The organism is Solicola gregarius (genome assembly GCF_025790165.1).
In the GTDB taxonomy this organism is placed as follows: Bacteria; Actinomycetota; Actinomycetes; order Propionibacteriales; family Nocardioidaceae; genus Solicola; species Solicola gregarius.
In genome coordinates, this window is the sequence record NZ_CP094970.1 from 1742957 (window position 1) to 1765463 (window position 22507).

The following is a 22507-nucleotide window of genomic DNA, read 5'->3' on the forward strand; positions in this document are numbered from 1 at the left end:
CCGATAACGTCGGTCCATGTCGTTGCGTACGCGGGCCGCGGCCTCGCTGTCCCTCTGCCTGTTGCTGACCGCCTGCTCGAACGCCGCCGACCAGGCCGAGGGCGATCCGGAGAACGCCGCAACGCGGATCCCGAAGGACCTCTCGGCCGCCAAGTCCGAGCCTGTCGACGACCCGTACTACCCGGACAACGGCGAGCCGTACTTCGACGCGCTGCACTACGACCTCACCCTCGACTGGGACCCGTCGGAGACCACCCTCAGCGGGAAGGCCGCGATCACGTTCCGCGTCACCGAGCCGCGGGACGAGGTGGAGCTCGACTTCGGCGAGCCGCTCGAGGTGACGTCCGCGACACTCGACGGGAACCGGATCGACGCCGTCGAGGATGGCGAGCAGCTCGTACTGCAGACACCTGGCATCAAGCCGGACTCCCTACACACATTGACGATCGAGTACGCGGGAACACCCGAGCCGGTGGCCACCAGCTCGTCTCGGTCAGATATGCCGATGGTTGGCTGGACGACCGAGAGCGACGGCGGCGCCTGGACGATGCAGGAGCCCTGGGGCGCCTATACCTGGTACCCGGTCAACGACCACCCGTCGGACAAGGCGTACTACTCGGCGACCGTGACCACCCATGACGCGATGACTGCGGTGTTCAACGGTCGGCTCACCGACTCCCGGGAGGATGCGGACGCGACGACCACCTCGTGGACACTCGACGAGCCGGCCGCTTCGTACCTCATCACGATCGCGATCGGCGACTACTCCGTCACCTCCGACGACGGGCCGGACGGCCTGCCGCTCACGTACTGGACACGACCGGAAGACGAGCAGCAGCTCCCCAGGCTGGAGCAGTCGCCCGAGATCCTCGAGTGGCTCGAGGAGCAGCTCGGGCCGTATCCGTTCGACAGCGCGGGGATCGTGATCGTCCCATCCCGGTCGGGCATGGAGACCCAGACGATGGTGACGCTCGGCTCCGGCGTTCGGATGACCGACGACGACTACGTCTCGGTGATCGCGCACGAGTACGCGCATCAGTGGCTCGGCGACACTGTCACGCCGAACAACTGGAAGGACCTCTGGCTCAACGAGGGTCTGACGATGTACATCGAGGCGCTATGGAACGACCACGTGGGCACGGCGTCGTACGAAAGCCTGATCAAGCAGTGGGCTGCGTCGGATGACCTCGATCGCTCGACGTACGGACCCCCGGGCGAATACCGCAAGACCGAGTTCGCGTCGAACAACGTCTACCTCAGCGGCGCCGTGATGCTCGACCACATCCGCGACGCCGTCGGCGAGGAGGTGTTCGCCAACGCGCTGCGCGGTTGGCCCGAGGCATACCGCAACGAGTCGGTCGACCGCGAGGACTTCATCACGTACTTCTCCGATGCGACCGGCACGGACATCGGCCCCTTCGTCAACGACTGGCTGACGTCGCCGACAACGCCTCGGGGCCCGGTCGTTCCCGCCCCGTGAGCCGCACGTTCGTGCGCGACACACCGGCGTGTCGCCGCATAACCGTGCGGCTCACGGTGGCTCAGTGCTGCGGCGCGAGTACGCGGCCGCCCGAGCGGAGCTGCTCGTACGCCTGCGGGTCACGCTCGGCTAGGTCGGTACGTGCCTTGCGGCGGTAGCGGACGATCTGCGTGGCGCCGATGGTCCACAGCACGTACTGCACGCACATCGCCCAGGTGAACGAGCTCGCGGAGTAGTTGCTGCTGGTGCCGGGCGTCAGCACGTCGAGCACGAGCCCGATGCCCAGGATCGAAAGCAGGCTGGCGATGAAGCCGCCCTGGTTGACGATTCCGGTGGCGCTGCCCAACCGCTCGGGCGGGTTGAACGTACGCGCGAAGTCGAACGCCACCATCGAGCCCGGACCGCCGACACCAACGGCACAGACCAGGAGAACGAGCAGCCACAAGGGCGCCGGACCCGGCCAGGCGAGCACGGCGGTCCAGGCTGCGACCAGTGACGCGAGGATCACCAGCACGAGCGTGGAGCGGTGGAACGGGCGACGTCCGACGAGTACGCCGACGATCGGGCCGGAGATCATGGTGGCGACGGTCAACAGCGTGAGTAGCAGGCCGGCGGTCGTCTCCGAAACGCCCTGCCCGCGTACGAAGAACGGGAATCCCCACAGCAGCGCGAGCGTGGTGGCTCCGTACTGCAGGCTGAAGTGGGTCCAGAACGCGAGCCGCGTGCCCGGCTGCCGCCACGACGAGCGCAGCCCGTCGACAACCGCGCGCGCCGAGATCGACGGCCCGCGTACGACTCGCTGCTCGGGGGTGTCGCGGACGATCAGGTAGAGCCAGGCGCCGAGGACGACGCCGAGGCCGGCCGTCACGAGGTAGGTGTCGGTCCAGCCGAAGCGCTGGAACGCCATGGTCATCGGCACGGCGGCCGCGACCGCGCCCAGCTGGCCGACGAGCCCGGTGACCTGGGTGACGACCGGGATCCGGAGCGGCGCGAACCAGGTGCTCACCAGGCGCAGCACGCTGATGAAGATCATCGCGTCGCCCATACCCACGAACACCCGGGCGATGATGCCGGCTTGGTACGTACCCGCGAAGGCGAATCCGAGCTGGGCAAGGGTGAGCACGCTCAGTCCGACGAGGAGCATCCGGCGCGGCCCGAACCGATCGAGCATCAGGCCGACCGGAATCTGCATGCTCGCGTACACGAGCAGCTGGATCATCGTGAACGTCGACAGCTGGGATGCGCTGATGTCGAAGCGATCGGCCGCAATGAGGCCGGCGACCGACAGGGAGGAACGGTGGAACACCGCGAGCAGGTAGACCGCGACCGCGGCTGCCCACACGGACACGGCGCGGCGCGTGGACCGCGCCTCGGGGGCGGCGGTCGTCATCGACGTCATGCGACCGACCGCTCACTGATGTTGTGGCGGGCGCGATCGAGGTGTTGCCGGGTGAGCTCGACGAACGCGTCGGCGTCGTCGGCTCGGATCAGCGCCACGAACCGCGCATGATCGTCGATGGCCTGCTCCATCCGCGCTGCCGACGCCCGCATCGACCTGGTGTTGATGCATACCTGCCGCTCACGGAGGCCGCGGTAGAGCCGCGTGAGCACGGCATTGCCGGCCGCGGCGACGATCACCTCGTGGAACGTACGGTCGGCCTCGCTGAACGCCGCGGCGTCACCGGCCGCGAAGTGCTCACGCATCCGCTCGGTCAGTGCGTCGAGTTCGTCGGCGATCTCGGCCCCGCGCTCGAACGCGCGCGGTGCCGCCCAGCCCTCGACGAGGGCGCGAGCCTCCCAGACGTTCGCGGCCTCCTCGGCCGTGACAGGTACGACGAGCGCACCCTTCTTGGGGTAGAGCTTGACGAATCCCTCGCTCTGCAGACGCAGCAGCCCTTCGCGTACAGGCGTACGCGAACAGCCGACGGCGTCGGCGAGATCGCCCTCGGTCAGCAGGTCGCCGCCGGGGTACGTGCCGTCGAGGATCGCCGCTTTGACGTGGTCGTACACGCGGTCGGGAGCAGATGTACGCATGATGTATCTATCCTAAATGCAACACGCGCCTCTGTCGCGCCGAAGCGCTGTGAGGCTCACCGCATGCGGGGGCGCTGAGCCGCACGCATCTGCCCCGCCGGAGCGTTCCGGCAGGGCCGAATCGTGGGTGCCACCGAAGGCGGTCGCGAGATCACCAAGGTATGCGGGGTCATGGCGATGCCAGTGCAACCGGCCGCAGATCGACTCGCCGCAGCAGCTGTGCATTCAGGGCGACCACCACGGTCGACAGCGACATCAGGATCGCTCCGGCCGCGGGCGACAGTACGAACCCGACCGACGCGAGTACGCCGGCCGCGAGCGGCACCGAGAACAGGTTGTAGCCCGTTGCCCACGCGAGGTTCTGGACCATCTTGCGATAGCTCGCCTTGGACAGGTCGATCACCGACAGCACCGCGCGCGGATCGTTGCTGGCGAGCACGACGCCCGCCGACTCGATCGCAACGTCGGTACCGGCCCCGATCGCGATACCGACCTCGGCCCGCGCGAGGGCGGGCGCATCGTTGACGCCGTCGCCGACCATCGCGACCTTCAGGCCACGATTCTGCAGCTCCGCAACCTTGGCGTCCTTGTCCTCCGGCAGTACCTCCGCGAACACCTCGTCGATGCCGAGCTGCCGTGCGACCGAGCCGGCCACCTGATGGGCGTCTCCGGTGATCATCGCGACCTTGACGCCATGGGCGTGCAGCGCCTCGACCGCCTGCCGGGACTCCTCGCGTACGGCGTCCTCCAGCGCGAACGCACCGATCACCGAGCCTGCCCGCAGGACGTACAAGACGGCTGCACCGCGATCGACCCACGTTCGGGTCGCATCGGAGACGTCGTCGGGTACGAGCGCCTCCGTCTCTCGCAGCATCGCCGGTCCCCCGACCGCGACCTGGACACCGTCGACGAGCGCCGATACGCCACGCCCCGAACGGGACTCGAACGCCTCGACCCGATGGCGGCCTCGCGTACCCGCAGCGGCGACGATCGCGCGAGCGAGCGGGTGCTCGCTGTCGGCTTCCACGGCCGCTGCAGTCGACACGACCTCATCGCGGGTAAGGCCGGCAGCAGAGCTGACCGCTACGTCGGTGACCTGATGCGCGCCCTTGGTGAGCGTGCCGGTCTTGTCGAACAGCACGACATCGACCGTACGCATCCGCTCGAGGGCGAGACGATCCTTGACGAGGACGCCCGCCGCGGCGGCGCGCTCCGTCGATAGCGCGATCACCAACGGGATCGCGAGCCCGAGCGCGTGCGGGCACGCGATGACGAGCACCGTGACGGTCCGCGTGACCGCATCATCGGCCTCACCGAGCGCCATCCACGCGACGAACGTGATGACGGCGGCAATGCTCGCGAAGTAGAACAGCAGCGCGGCTGCACGGTCGGCGAGCGCCTGTGCCCGCGACGACGACGCCTGCGCATCTGCAACGAGCCTCCGGATGCCGGCGAGCGCGGTCTCCTCGCCCACCGCGGCGATCTCGACCCGAATGGCGGAGTCCGTCGCGACCGTACCCGCGACGACTCGGTCGCCGACGCCGCGTCGTACCGTCGCTGACTCTCCCGTGATCATCGACTCGTCCAGGTGCGCCCGACCGTCGACGACAGCGCCGTCGGCGGGTACGCGAGCCCCGGACCGCACCAAGACGACATCGCCGACGGAAAGGTCGCCGATGCTGGTCTCGACCGGTTGACCGTCGACGATCCTCTCCGCAGCGTCAGGAAGCAGTGCCGCCAGTGCGTCGAGCGCGCCCGAGGCCGCGCCGAGCGCGCGCATCTCGAGCCAGTGGCCGAGCAGCATGATGTCGATCAGGAGCACCAGCTCCCACCAGAAGTCGAGATCGAAGCCACCGACCTCGAGTGTGGTGGTCCAGGAGGCGATGAAGGCGACCGTTATCGCCATCGAGATCAGCAGCATCATCCCGGGCTGCCGCGTGCGCAGCTCGGACCAACCGCCGGTGAGGAACGGCCGGCCCCCGTACGCGAAGACGACGGTGCCGAGGACCGGGGCGATCCAGTCGGCGCCGGTGAAGCTCGGCCGGTCGTACCCGAGGAGGTCGGCGAACATCGGGCTGAAGAACACAACCGGGATCGAGAGGATCAGGCTCAGCCAGAACCGGTCGCGGAACTGCGCCGCGTGGTCGCCGTGACCGCCGTGATCGTGACCTCCGTGCGCAGCGTGGTCATCGTGGTGCGGCGCCTGGTCTTCGACGGTGTCGCGATCGTGTTCCATCATGGCTCCATAGCAGTTAGGACGTCGCGCCCGAGATCGGTGAACCATCGCTCAGTGCCTTGAAGCTGCGCAGCCGTTGGCTGTTCGAGACCACGAAGACGCTGGAGAACGCCATCGCGGCACCGGCGAGCATCGGGTTGAGCAGCCCGGCGGCGGCGAGCGGCAACGCCGCGACGTTGTACGCGAACGCCCAGAACAGGTTGCCCTTGATCGTGGCCAACGTACGCCGCGACAGCCGGATGGCATCGGCGGCGACCCGCAGATCTCCGCGTACGAGGGTCAGATCGCTCGCCTCGATCGCCACGTCGGTGCCGGTGCCCATCGCGAGACCGAGATCGGCCTGCGCCAGCGCGGCGGCGTCGTTGACGCCGTCACCGACCATCGCGACGACTCGACCGTCGTCCTGCAGGCGTCGTACGGCATCGACCTTGTCCTTCGGGAGGACCTCGGCGATCACCGCGTCCTCGTCGATGCCGACCTCGGCGGCGACCGTACGCGCAACCGCGGCGTTGTCCCCAGTGAGCAGAACGGGCTTCAGGCCCAAGCCGCGGAACCGCGTGATCGCCTCGGCGGACGTCGGCTTGATCGCGTCGGCGACCACGAGTACGCCACGCGCCACGCCGTCCCAGCCGACGGCCACTGCCGTCCGGCCGGAGTTCTCGGCTTCGACCATGGCCTGCGCCAACTCCGACGGCAGGTGCTGTGACCAGTCGGTGAGCAGCCGCGCCCGCCCGACCAGCACCGCATGACCGTCGACAACCCCTTGTACGCCGAGGCCCTCGACGTTCGCGAAGTCCTCGACCGAGGGCAGCGTACCGACGCGGCCGACGGCGCCGGCCGCGATCGCGCGTGCGATGGGATGCTCGGACGCATCCTCGAGTGCGCCCGCCAGGCGTACGATCTCATCCGGATCTTCGCCAGCGTCGGCGATCACGTCGAGCAGCGTCATGGTGCCGGTCGTGACGGTTCCGGTCTTGTCGAGCACGATCGTGTCGACGCGCCGAGTGGACTCGAGCACCTCGGGACCCTTGATCAGGATGCCGAGCTGCGCACCCCTACCCGTGCCGACCATCAGCGCGGTCGGCGTCGCCAGACCCAGCGCGCACGGGCACGCGATGATCAGCACTGCGACCGCTGCCGTGACGGCTGCGGACAGACCGCCGTCGGCGCCGATCCAGAACCCGAGCGTGCCGACCGATAGTGCAATGACGATCGGCACGAAGATGCCGGAGATCCGGTCGGCGAGACGTTGCGCCTGCGCCTTGCCGGTCTGTGCGTCCTCCACCAGCTTCGCCATCTGCGCGAGCTGCGTCTCGGCACCGATCCGCGTTGCGCGTACGACCAGGCGACCACCGGCATTGACCGTCGCGCCGATGACGCCGTCGCCGACACCGACCTCTACCGGTACGGACTCGCCGGTCACCGTCGATGCGTCCACCGCGGACGTGCCTTCTTCGATGACCCCGTCGGTCGCTATCTTCTCGCCCGGCCTCACGACGAACTGGTCTCCGACTTGGAGGCGTTCGATGTCGATACGCTCCTCGCGACCGTCGCGCAGGAGCGAGACCTCCTTGGCGCCGAGCTCGAGAAGCGCCCGCAGTGCGGCGCCGGCATGGCGCTTCGCGCGGGCCTCGAAGTAGCGGCCGGCGAGGATGAACGTCGTGACACCGGCGGCGGCCTCGAAGTAGATGTTGCCCGAACCGTCGCTTCGCTCGATGGTGAGCTCGAACGGATGCCTCATGCCTGGCATTCCCGCCGTGCCCCAGAACAACGCATACACCGACCAGCCGAGTGCGGCGATCGTGCCCATCGAGATGAGGGTGTCCATCGTGGTCGTGCCGTGGCGCAGGTTCGTCCACGCCGCCTTGTGGAACGGCCAGGCGCCCCACACGACGACGGGAGCGGCGAGCGTCAGCGAAAGCCACTGCCAGTTGTCGAACTGGAGCTTGGTGATCATCGCCATCGCGATCACGGGGACACTGAGCACGGTCGAGACGATCAGCCGCTGCCGCAGGCTGCGCAGTGACTCGTCGGCCTCGTCACGGGGGTGGGCATTCGTGTCGCCGCCGGACTTCGCGGGCGGCGGCGTCGCCGAGTATCCCGCCTGCTCGACCACCGAGATCAACTCATCGGTCGAGACGTCTGAGGCGTACTCGACGCGCGCCTTCTCGGTCGCGTAGTTGACCGTCGCCGTCACGCCGTCGAGCTTGTTCAGCTTGCGCTCGATGCGGTTCGCGCAGGAGGCGCAGGTCATGCCGCCGATCGTCAGATCGACATGTTCGACCGCTGTTGTGGGCGTCGCGTGGTCCACCATCGCTCCTCCTTCGTCGCTTCCCGGCACCGGTCAGTGACCGTGACCGTGTTGGCTTTTGCCGTGCTCGCCGGATCGGGATTGCGTACCCGCGCCGGCGTTCATCGTGAACTCGGCCGTCCGTACCTCGTCGCCGTGCTTGAAGTCGAGGAACAGCCGGTAGCTGCCCGTCGACGGAACTTCCGCGAAGAACCGGATCTTCGGTCCGGGCCGGGTCTCGCCATCGTCCGGAGCGCCGTCGGGATGGACGTGCAGGTACGCCAGGTCGCCGTCGCGAAGCGCGACGAGATGTCCGTACGCCTCCAGATACGGCTGCAGGTCGGTGACGGGTTCGCCGTTCCTGCTGACCAAGAGTGTGAGCGGCGAGCTCTCGCCCACCGCGAGCTTCCCGTCGAGAGTGACGGTGTAGTCGCCGACCTGGGTCGAGCCTGTCGGCTCCGGCAGGGTATGGGGTTCGTACGTCCCCTCGACCGCGAGATCGGCACCGAGCGTGATTCCCTCTGCGCCGGCCGGCGCGAAGTCCGCGAACACTCGGTACTCGCCCGCCGTCGGCAGGTCGAGATCGACCGCCCACGTACCGTCGGAGCCGAGGGTCGGATGAACGTGCTGATATCCGGCCATGTCGCGGCGAACCACGATCAGGTGCAGGTCCTTGCCATGCTCCTTGGTGTACGACGTGACCGGCTCGCCCTCGGGGCCGAGGATTCGGAACCGCAGCGGCACGCTCCGCGCCGGCCGAACGTGTGACTGCTCGAGGTCGAGCGTGTATCCGGACTGCGACACCATGAGCCCTCCTGGTAGCTCTTCGACACCGGACGCACCCGTGCCATGACCTGACTCGTTGTGGCCGGCGCCCGCGTCACCGCCGTGGTCGCCCATCGCGTCGGTAGCGGCGGCCGTGTCGTCGAGCGGCCCGACGGCCGTCCCGATGCCGGCCGCGGCGGCGAACACGGCTGCCACACCGATCACGAATGCCGTGACCCTGGTCGGGGTGTTCATCGGGTACCGACCGTCATGCCGTCGAGGACGCGAGCTGGTAGCCCGCCTCCTCGACCGCCTCGCGGATCGTCGACTCGTTGACCGGCGCGTCGCTCCTGACCGTCAGCCCGCCACTGCCCAGGTCGACGTCGACGTCGACGACGCCCGGGACCTCGGTGACCTCCTCGGTGACGGACGCGACGCAGTGTCCGCAGGTCATGCCGGTGACGGTGTAGTTCGCGGTGAAGTTGTCGCTCATGGTGGTGTGCCTCTCGTGTCGTCGTTGGTCAGGAGCGGACGAGTCGTGCGATCGCGTCGGAGGCTTCCTTGATCTTCTCGTCGGCCTCGGGTCCGCCGCTGGCGGCGGCATCGCGTACGCAGTGGTTGAGGTGCTCGTCGAGCAGCCCGAGCGAGACGGACTGCAGTGCCTTCGTCATCGCAGACACCTGGGTGAGGATGTCGATGCAGTACTTCTCGTCCTCGACCATCCGCTGCAGGCCGCGGGCCTGACCCTCGATCCGTCGTAGCCGCTTCAGGTAGTCGTCCTTGTTACCGATGTACCCGTGCGTCGCATGCTCGTCCATCTGCCACTCCTTGCTTTGTCGGATCGCCAACACCATACCCCCGCTAGGTATTTGTGCGAACACGGAATACAGTACCCCCCTAGGGTATTAACGTCAACTAGCGGTCCCCAGCCGGAGGATCCGCGACGGCCGACCAAGCACACAGAGACGGAGCTCGCACCATGTCCTCAACCACGTCACCACCCACAACGGCACGCGGTGGACCGGCGCTACTGCTCATTGCCGCCGCACAGTTCATGGTCATCATGGACACGTCGATCATCGGCGTTGCCTTGCCCGAGATTCAGCACGATCTCGGCTTCACCCAGGAGAATCTCTCCTGGGTCTTCAATGCGTACGTCGTCGCGTTCGGCGGGCTGCTCCTGCTCGGCGGACGCCTGTCAGACCTGTTCGGCGCCCGCCGGATGTTCAGTGCCGGCTGGCTCGTCCTCCTCGTCGGCTCGGTCCTCGCCGGAGCCGCCGGAACCGTGGAGGTCGAGCTCGCCGGTCGCGCGGTGCAGGGCGCCGGCGCCGCATTGATCGCGCCCTCGGCACTCACCCTGCTGATGATGCTGTTCGGATCCGAGCCGCGTCGGCTCACGAAGGCGCTCGCGATCTACGGCGCTGCAGCACCCGCCGGTGGCACTGCCGGGGTCTTCCTCGGCGGCGCGATAACGGAGTACCTGTCCTGGCCGTGGGTGTTCTACCTGAATGTCCCGATCGCGATCATCGCGCTGGCCGTGACACCGGCCCTAATGCCGGCCGGCGGAGCGCGCCGGGGGTCGATCGACATCCTCGGTGCCGTCACCGTCACGACGGGCGTCGGCACAGGCGTCTACGCGATCGTCCGCGCACCCGAGGTCGGCTGGGGCTCGGTCGAAACCTGGATCGTTCTCGCCGCGGCCGTCGTGCTGATCGGAATCTTCCTCGCATTGCAGGCGACGCTGCGCGAACCCCTGATGCGGTTAAGCATCTTCCGCACACCGAACCTCGGCGCCGCAAATCTCGCGCAGCTGCTGCTCGGCGGCGCCTGGATTCCCATGTGGTTCTTCCTCAACCTCTATCTGCAGCAGGTGCTGGGCTACAGCGCATTCCCGAGCGGTGCGGCGTTGCTACCCATGACCGGGTTGATCATGGTGGGGATGGTCGTCCTCGCGCCACGTCTCATGACCCGCTTCGGACCGAAGGTCATGATCGTCGCCGGAATGCTCCTCCTCGCGGCCGGGATGGCATGGCTCTCCCGGATCCGGCCCGACGGCAACTTCTGGGTCGACGTCCTCCCGGCGTCGCTCGTCGCGGCCCTCGGAATGTCGCTGGCCTTCATCCCGTCGCTCGGGACGGCGATCTCCAGCGCACGGCCCGAGGAAGGCGGCCTGGCATCGGGAATCGTCAACACCAGCTACCAGGTCGGGTCGGCGATCGGGCTCGCCGCGGTGACCGCGGTGGCGGCTGCGTACGGTGCAGATGAACTCGGCCGGCCCGCGGCACTGACCGACGGGTTCTCGGCGGCGTTCATCGGTGCCGGCGCGATCGCCCTCATCGGTGCGATCACCGCTGCGGCAACACTTCGCGGATCGCGGCGGGAGTGAGCGACGGTACGCACAATCGCGCCCACTCGGTGTTGCGGACGTAATCCGCGATGGCTTGCGGCGGGCATTGACGCGACTCGCCATGACGGCCGAGGTACGCGGTCCTGCCAATAAGAGGTGCCCTATTGGCAGGACCGCGTACCTCGGCGCGGAATGAGGCGAAGGGGCCTACCCGATGGCGGCTTCGATCGCTTCCTGGAGGGACGTCTCGCTGGTGAGCTCGACCGCTTCGCCGTCGACGAACACGGCCGGCGTACCCGTCACACCCTCGGCGGTCATCTGTTGGGTCGACTTCACCACCTGATCGCCCATCGCGTCGTCGGTGATGCAGTCGTCGACGTCGGCGCCGGCGTCGCTCGCGTACGTCGCGAGCTGCGCGTCCTCAGGCCCGGCACTGCCCTCCTCGGGCTGATTGTCGTACAGGGTCGCGTGGAATTCGTAGAACGCGCGGGGTCCGGCGCCGTCGAAGACGCAGAGTGCGGCGTTGGCCGCCCTGCTGGAGTACTCGTTCGTGCTCGCACCGTCGAGAAAGGAGACGATGCGGTACTCGACGGTGACGGCGCCGTCGCCCAGCTGCTCCTCCAGGAAGTCGGCGCTCGACTCCTCCAGCTGAGCGCAGTACGGACACTGGAAGTCCTCGTAGATGACGACCTCGACAGCGGAGTCGGCGTCATCGGCATCGTCGGAGACGTCGGTGCCGCTGACGACGACTCCGCCCTTGTCGGTGAGCGCGGCATTCGAGGAGGCATCCGTCTGCGCGTCGTCCGGCGACGATGCACCGACAACGTCCTCGGCCGAGCCGCAAGCCGCCAGCAGGCAGCCGACGCCGAGCAGGCCGAGGCCACGCAGCAGACGGGTCATGCCCTCACTCTGCCACCCGCTCAGTACAGCAACGCGGTTGCGGGGTCGGCGAGCAGTGCGCCGATGTCGGCGAGGAAACGCGACCCCTGCTCACCGTCGACGATGCGATGGTCGAACGAGAGCGCCAGCGTGGTCACATATCGGGGCTCGATACGGTCGCCGTCGGGCCCCTCGACCACCCAGGGCTGCTTCTTGATCGCCCCGAACGCGAGGATTCCGGACTCGCCCGGATTCAGGATCGGTGTGCCCGCGTCGACGCCGAAGACTCCGACGTTGGTGATGGTGAAGCTGCCTCCAGACATCTCTGCCGGCTTGGTACGCCCCGCGCGCGCCGTGGCGACCAGCTCGCCGAGCGCGGTCGCGATCTCGACGAGCGACATCGAGTCGGCGCCCTTGATGTTCGGTACGACGAGTCCTCGTGGGGTCGCCGCCGCGATGCCGAGGTTGACGGCCCGCTTCAGCACGATCTCTTGGGCCGCGTCATCCCATGCCGCGTTGAGCTCTGGCGTACGCCGGACGGCGAGGCACACGGCCTTAGCCAGGACCAGCAGCGGCGAGACTCGTACGTCGGCGAACTCGCGGCGCCCCTTGAGCGACTCGACGAGCTCCATCGTCTTCGTGACGTCGAGCGTCAGCCACTCGGTGACGTGCGGCGCGGTGAACGCCGACTGGACCATCGCCTGCGCCGTCATCTTGCGGACGCCCTTGATCGGAACCCGCACGTCGCCGGTCGCGCTGGCCACCGGTGGCGCTGTCGGCGCCTGTGCCCCGGCGGCGTAGGCCTCGACGTCGGCGCGGGTCACGACTCCGCCCTCGCCGCTCGGCGTGAGGGTCGTCAGGTCGACGCCGAGGTCCTTCGCCAGCTTGCGTACGGGCGGCTTGGCGAGCGCCCGAAGGCGGGGGCCCGTCGGCACGGTCGGCTGCGGAGCCGCTGGGACGCTCTCCTCCGCCTGCTCGACCGGGAGCTCGGGCGCCGGAGCGGGTGCGGTCGAGAACGCTTGCTGTACGTCGGCCTGCGCCGTCGCGGTCGCCGCCGTACGCCGCGCCCGACGTTTGGTCGCCGCCTCCTTCGGACCGGTGCCGACGAGCATCTGCTTCTCGCTGCCACCGGTCGCGGCCGGGTTGGACATGTCGATCTCGTCCGTCTTCGCCTTGTCTGCAAGGTGGATGTAGGGATCACCCTCCCCGCGCTGCGCGCCATCGTCAGCGGCGGGATCGTCGGCCGTCGACACCGCGATGATCGGCTTGCCGACATCGACCGTCTCGCCCTCGGCCACCAGCAGCGCGGCGACCGTGCCGTCGTACGGGCTCGGCAGCTCGACGAGCGACTTGGCCGTCTCGATCTCGACAATGATGTCGTTGACCGCGACGGTGTCGCCGGCCTTGACCTTCCAGCTCACGATCTCCGCCTCGGTCAGGCCCTCGCCGACGTCGGGCAGCTTGAACTCTTGTGCCACGAACTTCTCCTTGTCGGTGGGTCAGTACGACCGGGTGCGGTCGACGGCGTCGAGGATCCGGTCGAGATCGGGGAGGTACTCCTCCTCGATCCGGCTGGCCGGGTAGGGGGTATCGAAACCACCGACGCGGAGGACAGGTGCCTCCAGCGAGTAGAAGCAGTTCTCGGTGATGCGCGCAGCCACCTCGGCTCCGATGCCGAGGTTCGTGTGCGCCTCGTGAACGACGACGGCGCGGCCCGTCTTGCGTACCGACTCATAGACCGGTCGCATGTCGAGCGGCGAGAGCGTACGCAGGTCGATCACCTCGACGCTCACGCCGTCCTGCTCGGCGGTCGCCGCGGACTGCAGGGCGGTCTTCATCGTCGGCCCGTACGCGAGCACGGTGGCATCGGTGCCCTCGCGTACGACGCGCGACGAGAACAGCGGAGCCGGCGTCGCGTCGACGTCGATCTCGGCCTTCTCCCAGTAACGTGCCTTCGGCTCCAGGAAGATCACCGGGTCATCGGCGCGAATCGCCTGCTGGATCATGAAGTACGCGTCGACCGGGTTCGAGCACGCCACCACCTTGAGGCCGGGCGTGTGCGCGAACTGCGCCTCCGGGCTCTCCGAGTGGTGCTCGACGCCCCCGAAGCCGCCGCCGAACGGTATCCGCACCACGATCGGCATGGGCACCTTGCCCTTGCTGCGGAAGTGGATCTTCGCGACCTGGCTGACGATCTGGTCGTACGCCGGGTAGACGAAGCCGTCGAACTGGATCTCGCACACCGGCCGGTAGCCGCGCATGGCGAGCCCGACCGCAGTGCCCAGGATGCCCGACTCGGCGAGCGGGGTGTCGATGACGCGGTCCTCGCCGAAGTCCTTCTGCAGACCGTCGGTGACCCGGAAGACACCGCCGAGCTTGCCGACGTCCTCACCCATCACGAGCACCTTCGCGTCGTCCTCCATCGAGGCGCGCAGGCCGTTGGTGATGGCCTTGCTCAACGTGGTCTGGCTCATGACACGACCTCCGCCGTGTTGTGGTCGTCGGAGAAGGTCGAGAGGTACGCCGCGTACGCGTCGCGCTCGGCCGCGAGCTCGTCGGTCTGCTCCGCGTACACCTGGTCGAAGATGTCGAGGATCTGCGGCTCCGGCAGCGCGCGGCAGCCGGTGCGCAACCGCTTCGCGACCTCGTCGGCCTCGCCCTCGACGTCTGCGAAGAAGCTCTCGTCAGCTCCGGCGTGGCGGGTGAGGTACGCGCGTACGCGCTCGATGGGATCCTTCAGCTTCCAGTGCTCGAGATCGGTCGACAGCCGGTAGCGAGTGGGGTCGTCGGTGGTGGTGTGCGCGCCCATCCGGTACGTATACGCCTCGACGAACGTCGGACCGCTGCCCTCCCGAGCACGCTGCAGCGCGGCCTTGGTCACGGCGTGACACGCGAGCACGTCGTTGCCGTCGACACGTACGCCCGGGAACCCGAAACCGAGCGCGCGCTGGTACAGCGGGATGCGCGTCTGGCGCTCGATCGGCTCCGAGATCGCCCACTGGTTGTTCTGGCAGAAGAAGACGACCGGCGCCTGCGCCACGCTGGCCCAGATGAACGCCTCGTTGACGTCGCCCTGGCTCGTCGCGCCGTCACCGAAGTACGCGATCGTCGCCTCATCGCGGCCGGGGTCGCCCGTACCGACGACACCGTCGCGCAGCTGACCCATGCCATAACCGGTGGCGTGCAGGGCCTGTGCGCCGATGACGATCGTGTAGAGCGCGAAGTTCTTGTCGGCGGGGTTCCAGTTGCCGTGATCGACACCGCGGAACAGGCCGAGCAACGCCAGCGGGTCGACGCCGCGGCACCAGGCCACACCGTGCTCGCGGTACGTCGGGAACGCCATGTCCTGCGGTTCGAGGGCCCGGCCCGAACCGATCTGCGCGGCCTCCTGGCCGAGCAGCTGGGCCCAGATGCCCAACTCTCCCTGCCGCTGCAGCGAGGTCGCCTCGACGTCGATGCGCCGGGTCAGGACCAGATCGCGGTAGAAGCCCTTGATGGTCTCGTCGTCGCCGTCGAAGGCGAACTCGTTGTGCTCGACGCGCTCACCCTCGGGCGTGAGGAGCTGCACGAGATCGTGCTGGTCGTCGGCCGAGGCCGGTCCGAAAACGGCCCCAAGCTTCTCGGCACCCACTTCAGGTGCGGGCAGGTCGTTGCTCATAGGCACTCCTGGTGTCGTGGCCTGCGGGGTCTCCGCAGCCGGCGGGAGCATCCACACTCCGCCTCCGCTAAGGGTGTTGCGTACGTACGGCGCGTGGTGCTGTGACTGCTGTCACAACACTGCTCAGGCTATCGCCCGAGACTCCGCTGGCAAAACTCGGGAGGGGTACAACCCGTCCGAACGTTCGGTCGCCTGCCGGCGGTCACAGCGTCGCGCGCCGCGGCTGTCGGTACGTGACGCGGCGGACGAGGACCTCGAACGGCCCGCGCTGACCGGTTCGCCGCATCCGGTCCGCCAGCACTACCGTGACCAACCATGTTCCGGTGGCGAGCAGCGCCGTCGACGCGACGGTCAGCGTCGCTGACAGGTCGAGCAGGAACGGCGTGAACACGATCGCCCAGACGACCGACTGAACGAGGTAGCAGGTCATCGAACGTTGGCCGGTGGCAGCCAACGCGTTGATCACAGCCCCACGCCGCGCGCCGATCCGGTGTGCGATCAGCGTGATCAGCGCGGCGTACCCGAATCCACCGAGTACGCCGGTGGCGTCGTGTAGCGGGCCGATCAGCTCCAGCGTCTCCGATCCCGGCAGCGGCCGAGCGCCGGACAGTACGAGCGCGATCGGCTGGGCACCGAGGACCGACACCCCGAGCCCCACCACCGCGGTGACGGTGAGCAGGATTCGGTGCCGCTCCGGCTGTTCGAGAACCCGATGCCGTCCCGCCACCAGCCCGATCAGGAACGGGCAGGCGAAGCCGATCGGGCCGAGGAGCGCGACGAAGCCGACCGCACCGGTCCGTTCGGAGAGCATCGTGCCGACGTCCGGCGGCAGCATCGCCGAATCCGGCGGATCAGCGATGGCCGATGCGTAGTCGGCACTCGGCAGGGCCGTCATGACGAAGACGAGGAGCGCGAGGACCAGCAACCAGCGGTCCTTCCAGAACACGACCCACGCGCCCAGGAGCAGCAGCACCCCGTACATGGCCAGGATGTCGCCGGCGAAGAAGAGCAACCCGTCGGCCATGCCGACGACGAAGGTCGCGAGCAGCCAGGTGACGGCCGAGTCGAGCGGCGAGGCGTCCTGGGGGTAGCCGCCCAGGATCGACGACCCGCGCAGGAAGTAGTGCGAGTTCGCCAGCGCGATGAACAACAGCATGACGCCGCGCGCCAGGTCGGGCCCCAGGGCACGCTCCGCCAACGCCGTCGGGCCCGCTGCGGTCGTACTCACGAGTCCAGTGAACGGTGGTTCGGGTCAACGTCGCATCGGGCGATGGTCGCGAGAACGCGCCTACTTTGGTCCCTCCGACACGCGTCCGGAGTTCGACACACGTGCGCCCGATGGGCCGAGCACAGGGAACTCGGCCCACCGGGCGGTCTAGTGGTGCAGCACTTCCGGAGGTCTGCGACCTCTCAGCGCCGGTGCTTTCGCACTGTCACTCAGAAATCCTGCGGGTAGTTGAGCAGCAGGTTCGCCGTGCCCTCGGGCAGGCCGGTGATCACGTCGGGAGTCGCCTCGTCCACGAGCCCCGTGCTCACGCCGGCGGGATCGGCGTCGGGGTTCGCCTCGAGGTACAGCGCCGCAACGCCGGTGACGTGCGGCGTCGCCATCGACGTACCGCTGATCGTGTTCGTGGCGTCGTCGCCACCGATCCAGTCCGACGTGATGTCGGTACCCGGCGCGGCCAGGTCGACGCAGGAACCGCCGTTCGTGAACTCCGACGCAGCATCGTCGTCGGCCGTCGAGGCAACGGTCAACGCCTCCGGCACCGCCGCCGGCGACGACCCGCACGCATCCGCGCCGTAGTCGTTGCCTGCCGCGACCGCGTACGTCACGCCCGCCTCGATCGAACCGGCGACCGCGTCGTCCAGTGCCGGGTCGCTCGGACCGCCGAGGCTCATGTTCGCGACCGACGGGCCGCTGGCGTTCTCGGTCACCCAGTCGATGCCCTTGACGACGCCCTCCGTCGACCCGCTGCCGTTCGCATCGAGGACTCGAACCGGCTCGAGAGCGACATCCTTCGCGAGGCCGTACTCCGTGCCGCCGACCGTGCCCGCGACGTGCGTACCGTGGCCGTTCGCGTCGTCGGTGCCACCGTCGACCGCGGAGAATCCCTCACCGACCCGGTCGCCGAAGTCCTGGTGCGTGGCATTGATGCCGGTATCGATGATGTAGGCCGTGACGCCCGCGCCGGTCTCGGCGTAGGTGTAGGAGTCGTCGGCCGGTAGCGCCTCCTGGTCGACCCGATCGAGTCCCCAGCTGGGAGTGGGCGTCTGCGTCCCGGTGGCGTGGACCTCCTGGTTCGCCTGCACGTACGCGACGCGCGGATCGGCTCGCAGCTCTTCGACCGCGGACTCGCTCATCGACGCCGAGAAGCCGGTGAGCGCGCTGTCGTAGCGCTCGCGCACCGTGGCACCGACATCGGCCGCGAGCGAGCTCACGGAGTTGCGCGCCGCAATTCCGGCGTCGTCCTTCAGCACGACGATGTACTTGCCCGGGATCGCCGACTTGCTCTGCGCTCCGTAGAGCGGAGCCAGATCGTCCGAGCTCGGTGACGACGGCGTGGCGTTGGCGACCATTGGGGTTGCCAATGCGAGTGCCGAAACCGAACCGATCGCTACCCTGGCCATGACCTTTGTGAACATGTACGTCCCTCGATTGCTCGCGGATTGCGGACACAGCGAGGCTGCCCACCCATCCGCCACTCAATCGTGTGAAGGCCGCTTAACAGTTCAGGTCGTCGCGTACGCGGGGTCCACGGTCCAGCGCACGGCGTACCTGCCGGGCGGGAGGTTGTGCCGGATCACCCGCAGGCAGTGGGTGTCGTCGAGCGCAATCGGTGCATGGACCTCGTCGGCCCCGTCGAGGGTGCTCTGTACGAGCTCGCACGCGGTCGGCAACGCATCGGGGTCGAACTGGATCTCGAGCACCAGCTCGCGGAGGGCGGCTCGCCGTGCGGAGGCGTACTCCATGTCGGACGGTGGGCCGGCGAGCGCGTACTCGACGATGATCGACTCACCCCGGTCGAGTACCCGGTCGAGCAGCACCTCCTGGGCGATCAGCGACGAACGGTGGTCGGTGTACGTCTCGCCCGCGGAGCAGTGCACCAGCGGCTCGAACGTCGGATCGGGGCCGTCCGGATCGCGCTTGACCCGCAGCACCAGGAACCGATCGGCACCGTCGACCTCGGAGATGAGCACCCGCCGCACCCAACGCGAGCGCATCCGACACGACTCGTCGACGTGGATCGTGCAGTGGTCGCTGATGATGTTGAGCATCTCGCGTAACCGGGAGTCGGCGCGGAGGAGACGCTCCGACATCGGGTCGCTGCTGTCGAGGATGTCGCGCAGCAAGGTGCTCGCGACGTTGGTACGGGTACGGACCGTTCGACCGAGGTGTGCCTGCAACTGACCGGCGGACAGACCGAGCAGCTCCTCGATGTGCGGAAGGGCTGCGACACTCGCGCGCCGGCCCGGCTCGCTGCGCCCAGACTGCCAGTAGCTCAGGGTCGCGACGCTGATATCGACGCCGCGCTCGGCCAGCCGGGCCTGGATCCGCTCGAGGCTGAGCCCGCTGTCGGCGATCGCCGACCGCAGGATCGGTGCGAACCCGCTCTTGGTCCGCTCAGTCATCGGCATCCACCGCAGGCACAGCGACGGGTGTCGTGTCGATCATGGCGGGCCTTCCCTGCTGCTGACGCCTCCGTGACATAAGGTACCTGCCCGGCGGAGGCGACCGTGGACGGCGTTCGCCGAGCAGGAACGCGCCCGCGACGAGAAGGCCCCGTTGGGTCTATGTGGCATCGGTTGAGACCTATTGGACGGATGCCACATAGACCCAAGCTGCGGCCGGGTGGACCTGAGCCGTGGCCGCCGCGCTACCCGACCGTTGCCACGTCGCGTTCGCGGCGCGGGACGAGGGCGCGGGTGAGTCCGGCGATGACCAGCATCGCGATCGCCAGCGGCAGCAGGGTCTGGCCGAAGGCGTCGGATGCGCCTCGGCCCGGAACGAGCCCGAGGTAAAGGGAACCGACCACGGCGGCGCCGAGGCCGAGGAACAGCTGCAGCGTCGTGATCAGGATGCCGCTTCCCAGCCCTGCCCGCTCCGCGGGCACCTGGCTCAACACGATGCCGAACAACGGCGACCATACGAGCCCGACGCCGAGCCCGCACACCATCATCGCGGGCAGGACGGTGGCCACGTGCGACGGGTCGTTCTGCTGGACGGCGTAGCCGACGGCGGCGTACCCGAGCGCCGCGAGCACGGCCCCGATGGTCAGGACGGAGACGCCGAAGCGCGCCACCAGCCGGCCGGCCACGATCGAGGCGAACAGGAAGCTCACGGACATCGGCAGCAGGCTCACGCCGGTCTCGAGTGGCGACATACCGCTCGACTGCGCACACAAGGCGTACACGAACATGAACCCGCCGAACGCGGTGAAGAACGGCGCACCGATCGCCAGACCGACGGCCATGCTGCGCATCGCGAGCATCGACGGCGGCACCAGCGGCATGCCTCCCGTACGCTCCGCCCGACGCTGCCACCAGCCGAAGCCGATAGCGACGGGCACGAACGCGGCCAGGGCGAACCAGGTCCACGCCGGCCATCCGACGGCGCGGCCCTCGGTCAACGGACCGATCAGCAGCGTCATCGCCGCGCCGAGCAGGACGACACCGGCGAGGTCGAGCTGTGGCCGCGAGTGTCCGCGGACATCGGGCATCCAGCGCGCGACCGCGAACATGACGACGACGGCGACCGGTGCGGTGACCCAGAACACCGCGCGCCAGCCGAGCCAGTCGACGCCGGAGCTCGTCAGCGCACCGGCCACCAGGAACGCGATGGACGTCGCGACCCCGGCGGTCGCGCCAAACATGCCGACGGCGCGATCTCTGTGGTGCCCCTCGTTGCTGGCGTGGATCGTGGCCAACACCTGCGGCGCGATCAGTGCGGCCGCCACACCCTGGATGAGCCGCGCGGCGACAAGCTGCCCGGGCGACTGGGCGATGGAGCACAGCACGCTCGCGACGGCGAAGCCGCCGAGTCCGAGCTGGATCATCCGGCGGCGCCCGAAGGCGTCACCGAGTCGGCCGCCGATCACCACGAGGCTCGCGTACGTGATGCCGTACGTCGCGACGACCAGCTGGAGCACGGCGGGCGACGCGTGCAGCTCGGCGCCGATCTGACCGAGAGCGACGTTGACGCCGAAGAAGGACATGACGGGGAGCGAGGCCGCCACCAGGACGGCGATCAGCGCTCCGTTGGACATACGCCTCGGCGCCGAGTGGGCGGCCGGGACCTCGGAAACAGAAACGGTCATGAAGAGATCCTCGCTCGGATCGATCCTGGTAGTCAGTGTCTTCTCATCCTGGTACTCGCACTACCTGGTGACCCGGGCGTGACGGCGCAATAATCGGAGCATGCCATCCGCCTCTGACAGCCGACGGACCTCGCTTGCGGAGTTCCTTCGCACCCGGCGTGAGCGCATCACCCCCGACGACGTCGGGCTGCCGTCGGGCGGGCGGCGGCGTACGCCCGGCCTACGCCGTGAGGAGGTCGCGCAGCTCGCCGGCGTCGGCGTCACCTGGTACACGTGGCTCGAACAGGGACGCCGGATCAACGCGTCCGTGCAGGTTCTCGACGCGATCGCGCGTACGTTGCGGATGGACCCCCAGGAACGCTGGCACCTTCTCCAGCTCGCCGGCGTCGCCGTCTCCGCAGAGACGTCGGTCACGGCGGTGCCGGACAGCGTCGAGGCGATCCTGCGCCAGCTCGAGCCGTTTCCGGCCTGCGTCCTGTCCGAGCGGTACGACATTCTCGCGTACAACCGGGCGTACAGGTTCATGGTCGGCGACCTCGACACGGTGGATCCGAGCGAGCGCAACCACGCCTGGCTGTTCTTCACCAATGCGTACTGGGGCGGCATGTGCCTGAACCGTGGACCCGCAGCCCGGCATCTGGTCAACATGCTGCGCGCGGCGATGGCACCGCACCTCGACGACCCACTGTGGACGAGCCTGGTCAGCCGGCTGCGCGAGGCGTCCGAGGAGTTCGACGCGCTGTGGAAGCGGCACGACGTCACCTCACTCGCGTTGCCGGAGAAGAGCTTCCGTAGCCCGTACGGTGATCTGCATCTTCGCGGCACCCGCATGTCGGTCGGGGTCGACGGGCTGAATCGGATGCTCGTGTACTCCCCACGCGACGACGAGACGATCGCTCGCCTCGAGCGCCTCTGCGCCGAGGGAGTCCCGGCCGACACCCGCACGCCCCAGCCGGCGACCGCCGGCTGACCCAGCTCCCACCGCGGGTTCACCTGCCTCGACCGCGCTTTCACGCGCCGTGACCGTTCCGACACCGGGCTGAAAGCGGACGGCGGCAGCGTGTGCGTCGACCGATGAACGAACCCGCAGGACAGGAGCACGATGATGAACGTACGACGTGTTGCGACCGCCCTTTCGCTGACCGCGGCGGTGCTGCTCGGTGGATCGATGGCCACGGCGTCGGCAGACACCGGCACCAGTACGCGGTCCGCACAGAGCAGCTCGGCGGTCGTGGTGCAGGAGGAATGGGACTACACCGGCCAGGACTTCTTCTGGCAGGAGGACTGCATCGCCAGGGGGCAGGAGATGTACGACGACGGGATGATCTGGAAGTACCGCTGCGACGGCTCCGAGTCACCGTTCGACGACTACTCGCTGTTCGTCGTCTGGCGCTGAGTCCACGCTGAACGGGGAGTGCGCATTCGGGGGCGCACTCCTCTGAGCCGCGTCCGGGTGGCGGCCTGTGTCAGGCGAGGCGCCTCTCGGCGGCGCGTTGCAGCCAG

The 22507-nt window shown here is 68.5% G+C and carries 19 protein-coding genes; 4 read left to right on the top strand and 15 right to left on the bottom strand.

Annotated features, from left to right (window positions below):
* Nucleotides 1-16: 16 nt before the first annotated feature.
* Nucleotides 17-1480, top strand: a complete 1464-nt coding sequence (locus L0C25_RS08640; RefSeq protein WP_271636066.1) for a M1 family metallopeptidase — start codon at nucleotides 17-19, stop codon at nucleotides 1478-1480.
* A gap of 61 nt (nucleotides 1481-1541) precedes the next feature.
* Here L0C25_RS08640 and L0C25_RS08645 read toward each other — a convergent pair whose 3' ends face one another.
* The 7 genes from L0C25_RS08645 to L0C25_RS08675 form a co-directional block, all read right to left on the bottom strand.
* On the bottom strand, nucleotides 1542-2870 hold the full coding sequence (locus L0C25_RS08645) for an MFS transporter (protein ID WP_271636067.1): 1329 nt from the start codon (nucleotides 2868-2870) through the stop codon (nucleotides 1542-1544).
* A 5-nt stretch (nucleotides 2871-2875) separates the two neighbouring features.
* Nucleotides 2876-3514, bottom strand: coding sequence for a GntR family transcriptional regulator (locus tag L0C25_RS08650; RefSeq protein ID WP_271636068.1), 639 nt, complete (start codon nucleotides 3512-3514; stop codon nucleotides 2876-2878).
* A 169-nt stretch (nucleotides 3515-3683) separates the two neighbouring features.
* On the bottom strand, nucleotides 3684-5753 hold the full coding sequence (locus tag L0C25_RS08655; protein WP_271636069.1) for a copper-translocating P-type ATPase: 2070 nt from the start codon (nucleotides 5751-5753) through the stop codon (nucleotides 3684-3686).
* A 13-nt stretch (nucleotides 5754-5766) separates the two neighbouring features.
* Nucleotides 5767-8064 carry a heavy metal translocating P-type ATPase gene (locus L0C25_RS08660; RefSeq protein ID WP_271636070.1) on the bottom strand — a complete coding sequence of 766 codons (2298 nt, stop codon included), beginning with the start codon at nucleotides 8062-8064 and terminating at the stop codon, nucleotides 5767-5769.
* Nucleotides 8065-8094: 30 nt separating this feature from the next.
* Entirely contained in the window at nucleotides 8095-9060 is a 966-nt protein-coding gene (locus L0C25_RS08665; protein WP_271636071.1) for a hypothetical protein, read from the bottom strand.
* Nucleotides 9061-9073: 13 nt separating this feature from the next.
* A complete protein-coding gene (locus tag L0C25_RS08670) occupies nucleotides 9074-9298 on the bottom strand; it encodes a heavy-metal-associated domain-containing protein (protein ID WP_271636072.1) in 225 nt (74 codons plus the stop codon).
* Nucleotides 9299-9326: 28 nt separating this feature from the next.
* The gene (locus L0C25_RS08675; protein ID WP_271636073.1) at nucleotides 9327-9623 is read right to left on the bottom strand and encodes a metal-sensitive transcriptional regulator; all 297 of its coding nucleotides are present in this window, start codon (nucleotides 9621-9623) and stop codon (nucleotides 9327-9329) included.
* 161 nt (nucleotides 9624-9784) lie between these two features.
* Here L0C25_RS08675 and L0C25_RS08680 point away from each other — a divergent pair, with 161 nt between their 5' ends.
* On the top strand, nucleotides 9785-11191 hold the full coding sequence (locus L0C25_RS08680; protein WP_271636074.1) for an MFS transporter: 1407 nt from the start codon (nucleotides 9785-9787) through the stop codon (nucleotides 11189-11191).
* Between the two features lie 168 nt (nucleotides 11192-11359).
* Here L0C25_RS08680 and L0C25_RS08685 read toward each other — a convergent pair whose 3' ends face one another.
* The 8 genes from L0C25_RS08685 to L0C25_RS08720 form a co-directional block, all read right to left on the bottom strand.
* Entirely contained in the window at nucleotides 11360-12052 is a 693-nt protein-coding gene (locus tag L0C25_RS08685) for a DsbA family protein (protein WP_271636075.1), read from the bottom strand.
* A gap of 20 nt (nucleotides 12053-12072) precedes the next feature.
* Nucleotides 12073-13509, bottom strand: a complete 1437-nt coding sequence (locus tag L0C25_RS08690) for a dihydrolipoamide acetyltransferase family protein (protein WP_271636076.1) — start codon at nucleotides 13507-13509, stop codon at nucleotides 12073-12075.
* A gap of 21 nt (nucleotides 13510-13530) precedes the next feature.
* Nucleotides 13531-14505: an alpha-ketoacid dehydrogenase subunit beta gene (locus L0C25_RS08695; RefSeq protein ID WP_271636077.1), complete on the bottom strand. Its 975-nt coding sequence runs from the start codon at nucleotides 14503-14505 to the stop codon at nucleotides 13531-13533.
* Nucleotides 14502-15689 carry a pyruvate dehydrogenase (acetyl-transferring) E1 component subunit alpha gene (pdhA, locus tag L0C25_RS08700; protein WP_271636078.1) on the bottom strand — a complete coding sequence of 396 codons (1188 nt, stop codon included), beginning with the start codon at nucleotides 15687-15689 and terminating at the stop codon, nucleotides 14502-14504. The genes L0C25_RS08695 and pdhA overlap by 4 nt, the downstream gene beginning before the upstream one ends.
* 202 nt (nucleotides 15690-15891) lie before the next feature.
* A complete protein-coding gene (locus L0C25_RS08705) occupies nucleotides 15892-16917 on the bottom strand; it encodes a DUF418 domain-containing protein (protein WP_271636079.1) in 1026 nt (341 codons plus the stop codon).
* 209 nt (nucleotides 16918-17126) lie between these two features.
* A complete protein-coding gene (locus L0C25_RS08710; protein WP_271636081.1) occupies nucleotides 17127-18332 on the bottom strand; it encodes a S8 family peptidase in 1206 nt (401 codons plus the stop codon).
* 87 nt (nucleotides 18333-18419) lie between these two features.
* Nucleotides 18420-19319, bottom strand: a complete 900-nt coding sequence (locus tag L0C25_RS08715) for a hypothetical protein (protein ID WP_271636082.1) — start codon at nucleotides 19317-19319, stop codon at nucleotides 18420-18422.
* Nucleotides 19320-19564: 245 nt separating this feature from the next.
* Entirely contained in the window at nucleotides 19565-21004 is a 1440-nt protein-coding gene (locus L0C25_RS08720) for an MFS transporter (protein WP_271636083.1), read from the bottom strand.
* Between the two features lie 100 nt (nucleotides 21005-21104).
* Here L0C25_RS08720 and L0C25_RS08725 point away from each other — a divergent pair, with 100 nt between their 5' ends.
* Together L0C25_RS08725 and L0C25_RS08730 are read left to right on the top strand one after the other, a co-directional pair.
* Entirely contained in the window at nucleotides 21105-21974 is an 870-nt protein-coding gene (locus L0C25_RS08725) for a helix-turn-helix transcriptional regulator (RefSeq protein ID WP_271636084.1), read from the top strand.
* 135 nt (nucleotides 21975-22109) lie between these two features.
* Nucleotides 22110-22400 (top strand): hypothetical protein, encoded by a 291-nt coding sequence (locus L0C25_RS08730; protein ID WP_271636085.1) that lies wholly within the window; start codon nucleotides 22110-22112, stop codon nucleotides 22398-22400.
* Nucleotides 22401-22507: the final 107 nt, after the last annotated feature.

Coding starts and splice junctions, on each gene's coding strand:
- L0C25_RS08640 (WP_271636066.1), top strand. CDS start 17: ATGTCGTTGCGTACGCGGGCCGCGGCCTCGCTGTCCCTCTGCCTGTTG.
- L0C25_RS08645 (WP_271636067.1), bottom strand. CDS start 2,870: ATGACGACCGCCGCCCCCGAGGCGCGGTCCACGCGCCGCGCCGTGTCC.
- L0C25_RS08650 (WP_271636068.1), bottom strand. CDS start 3,514: ATGCGTACATCTGCTCCCGACCGCGTGTACGACCACGTCAAAGCGGCG.
- L0C25_RS08655 (WP_271636069.1), bottom strand. CDS start 5,753: ATGATGGAACACGATCGCGACACCGTCGAAGACCAGGCGCCGCACCAC.
- L0C25_RS08660 (WP_271636070.1), bottom strand. CDS start 8,064: ATGGTGGACCACGCGACGCCCACAACAGCGGTCGAACATGTCGATCTG.
- L0C25_RS08665 (WP_271636071.1), bottom strand. CDS start 9,060: ATGAACACCCCGACCAGGGTCACGGCATTCGTGATCGGTGTGGCAGCC.
- L0C25_RS08670 (WP_271636072.1), bottom strand. CDS start 9,298: ATGAGCGACAACTTCACCGCGAACTACACCGTCACCGGCATGACCTGC.
- L0C25_RS08675 (WP_271636073.1), bottom strand. CDS start 9,623: ATGGACGAGCATGCGACGCACGGGTACATCGGTAACAAGGACGACTAC.
- L0C25_RS08680 (WP_271636074.1), top strand. CDS start 9,785: ATGTCCTCAACCACGTCACCACCCACAACGGCACGCGGTGGACCGGCG.
- L0C25_RS08685 (WP_271636075.1), bottom strand. CDS start 12,052: ATGACCCGTCTGCTGCGTGGCCTCGGCCTGCTCGGCGTCGGCTGCCTG.
- L0C25_RS08695 (WP_271636077.1), bottom strand. CDS start 14,505: ATGAGCCAGACCACGTTGAGCAAGGCCATCACCAACGGCCTGCGCGCC.
- pdhA (WP_271636078.1), bottom strand. CDS start 15,689: ATGAGCAACGACCTGCCCGCACCTGAAGTGGGTGCCGAGAAGCTTGGG.
- L0C25_RS08710 (WP_271636081.1), bottom strand. CDS start 18,332: ATGTTCACAAAGGTCATGGCCAGGGTAGCGATCGGTTCGGTTTCGGCA.
- L0C25_RS08715 (WP_271636082.1), bottom strand. CDS start 19,319: ATGACTGAGCGGACCAAGAGCGGGTTCGCACCGATCCTGCGGTCGGCG.
- L0C25_RS08720 (WP_271636083.1), bottom strand. CDS start 21,004: ATGACCGTTTCTGTTTCCGAGGTCCCGGCCGCCCACTCGGCGCCGAGG.
- L0C25_RS08725 (WP_271636084.1), top strand. CDS start 21,105: ATGCCATCCGCCTCTGACAGCCGACGGACCTCGCTTGCGGAGTTCCTT.
- L0C25_RS08730 (WP_271636085.1), top strand. CDS start 22,110: ATGAACGTACGACGTGTTGCGACCGCCCTTTCGCTGACCGCGGCGGTG.